The sequence below is a fragment of the Alkalibacter mobilis genome (genome assembly GCF_015594845.1).
In the GTDB taxonomy this organism is placed as follows: Bacteria; Bacillota; Clostridia; order Eubacteriales; family Alkalibacteraceae; genus Alkalibacter; species Alkalibacter mobilis.
The window spans coordinates 1-2,697 of the sequence record NZ_JADNRK010000056.1 but is presented as its reverse complement, the minus strand read 5'-3'; the positions used below and the strand labels follow the sequence as shown (position 1 = coordinate 2,697).

2 protein-coding genes and 1 other annotated feature are annotated in these 2,697 nt (G+C 36.4%); both genes read right to left on the bottom strand.

Translation table 11 applies throughout. The features are described from left to right. Nucleotides 1-140: 140 nt before the first annotated feature. Nucleotides 141-345: a binding site (T-box leader), on the bottom strand. Between the two features lie 53 nt (nucleotides 346-398). Continuing rightward, entirely contained in the window at nucleotides 399-1,799 is a 1,401-nt protein-coding gene (locus IWB18_RS12315; RefSeq protein WP_195683912.1) for a sensor histidine kinase, read from the bottom strand. Continuing rightward, a complete protein-coding gene (locus IWB18_RS12310; RefSeq protein WP_195683911.1) occupies nucleotides 1,796-2,470 on the bottom strand; it encodes a response regulator transcription factor in 675 nt (224 codons plus the stop codon). The genes IWB18_RS12315 and IWB18_RS12310 overlap by 4 nt, the downstream gene beginning before the upstream one ends. Between the last annotated feature and the right edge of the window lie 227 nt (nucleotides 2,471-2,697).

The following is a 2,697-nucleotide window of genomic DNA, read 5'->3' as shown; positions in this document are numbered from 1 at the left end:
ACAGCTTCCTTCAGATTTCACCTCACGATAAACACCCTTGCTGTTTAGCTATGCACTTCCTCGTTACCTAGGTGTGCTCGGGACTTGCACCCGTTAGAGCGCGCCCATGGCGCGCAAACATAAAAAATCCCCTGCTATAAGCAAGGGACGATCATTAACCGCGGTTCCACCCTAATTGGTAATTACCCAACTCTTTTAATAACGCCTTTAGCGGTCTTGCCTAATATTATTTCAGCAAAACGGTTCAGAAGCTACCTTCTAAAAGCCTTAGACAAAAAATCTTGCAGCCAGGGATTTTTCTCTCTTGGTCCGGTCTTTTATACTCCTCTTCATCATAACCTGTTAATATTTAATTGTAACGTGTATATTTTACATGAAAATCAAATAATTGTAAATCATCAAATCTCAACTGACTCCACGACTTTCAACTCAAAAGAGAATTCAACTCCGTCGGATACATTTCGCACAGCCCATGCTCCATCATGTAGTTTTATAATATTTTTGGAAATTGAAAGACCAAGACCCACCCCTTTTGAATTATGATCGTTTTTATAAAAGCTTTCCCAAATGTAAGGTAAATCTTTTTCCTCTATTCGGCTTCCTTGATTATACACTGTAGTGACGACTCCACCATTGACCTTGTTCACCTTTAAAAGAATTTTTCCACCTTTTGGGACATGGTTAAAGGCATTATTTAAAAGGTTATTCAGGACCTGCTCAAGTCTCAATTCATCTCCAATAACAAAAATTTCGTTTTCGTATTCCTCAAGTTCCATTATCACATCCATATTTTTTTTATTAAACTTGAATTTATCAAAAATTTCTTTTATCAACTGTCCAAAGTCCAAAATCTTTTTGTTTATTTTATAATTCCCCGACTCAAGCTGAGACAGATCCAGCAAATCTTGAGTCATTTGACTTATTTTATCCGACTCTTTGGCAATTACATTCATGGCTTTTGCCGTATCATCTTCATTTTCGTAAACCCCATCTTCAACAGCTTCAATGTAACCTTTGATTACAGAGACGGGTGTTTGTATTTCATGTGAGACTCTTGCAACAAATTCTCGTCGCATGGCATCTAGGTTCTTTTCTTTTTCCAACTCCAATGTCAGCTTTGATATGGTATTTTCCAACTTGACTGTCATTTCGTTCAAGGTTTGTCCCAATTGACCAATCTCATTCTCTTCTCTACCCGTGTACTTCGCATCAAATTCCAAGTTTTTCATCCTGATGGCAATACCGTTAAGATCTACCAGTGGTTTCGAAATTCCTTTGGACAATTTATAAATCATTATTAATGAGAGTACCAAAATAAACGGGATCAAATACAGTATGAAATTTCTTAGCGCTCCCACCGTTCTCTCAAAGGATTCATAAGAACTTCGGGCAATCAAGGTACCGCCGTCATTTAGCTCTTTAGTAAAAACAAGCCAGTCCTGCTCTCCCAAATCATCGTTGCTCTGCATGCGAAAAAACATGCCATGTCCGTTCTGATTGCCTCTAAAACTGTAATTTTCATTAAAATTCTGACTGTAAAGTACGGTTCCATCAGATGAGATCAGTCGAATTCCTATGCCTAAATTATCAGCATAATACAATATCATGGATTCGAGTTCCTCATCTCCCGAATTGTAAGCATTAACAATATTATCCGTCGTAGATTCTATCAATTTTTCCTGAGTGCTGTAGTAGAAATCATCTAAAAAGAAATTGACTGCAACGATCAAGATTATTAGAGTTGCAAGTATTAAAATTGACATATATATAAATATTTTGGTAAATATGGTTTTTTTCATTTACCCACCTCGAATTTATATCCCAAACCTCTAATTGTTTTAATATAATCTTCTGTAGACCCCAATTTCTTTCTTAATCTTTTTATTGTAGTATCAACAACTCGATCATCACCTTCAAAATCGAGTCCCCAAATTCGATCCAGAATTTTTTCCCTAGCTACCGGTATGTTTATATTTTTTATCAAATACTCGAGTAGTTCGTATTCCTTCAATGTCAAATCGACAGGTTGCTGACCGACTTTAACGCTCATGGTTCTGCTGTCGATCGCTAATTGTCCGTAAATTGTAATATCTTCTTTGGATTCTTCGGTTCTCTTCAGTATCGCTTTTATACGCATGACTAGTTCCTTCATGCTGAATGGCTTGGTAAGATAATCATCCGCTCCGACTTCAAATCCCTTTATACGATCTTCCAGCTCTCTTTTCGCTGTTAAAAATATAGCCGGAACATCACTTGTCTGTCTGATATATTCCAAAACACCATATCCGTCAGTTCCCGGCATCATGATATCCAACACTAGAATATCGTAAAAATCGTCTTTCCAAATTTCTAATGCCTCATCTCCATCAGAAGCCGTGAATACCTCATAGCCCTCTTTCAAAAGGTAATCTCTTATCAAATTCCTCAGATTTTTCTCATCTTCTATTACCATAATTTTGAATTTTTTCATCCAATCACCTGCTTCATAATTAGTATATCATCAAATTTAAAAAACTGTTTTTTTTCATCTATTAATTTTATCTTATAAATGTGTCTGGAGTGTGTCTTTTTAGTCAAGTCCGAAAAAGTGTGTAAATTCCCTCGGTTAGTTTTTTAAGCAGCAACAGTGGTATTTTTGGCCAATCGATGTTGATGGTATTCTTCCATATCAAGATATCGCTTACCCGTTGTCCATTT

Coding starts and splice junctions, on each gene's coding strand:
- IWB18_RS12315 (WP_195683912.1), bottom strand. CDS start 1,799: ATGAAAAAAACCATATTTACCAAAATATTTATATATATGTCAATTTTA.
- IWB18_RS12310 (WP_195683911.1), bottom strand. CDS start 2,470: ATGAAAAAATTCAAAATTATGGTAATAGAAGATGAGAAAAATCTGAGG.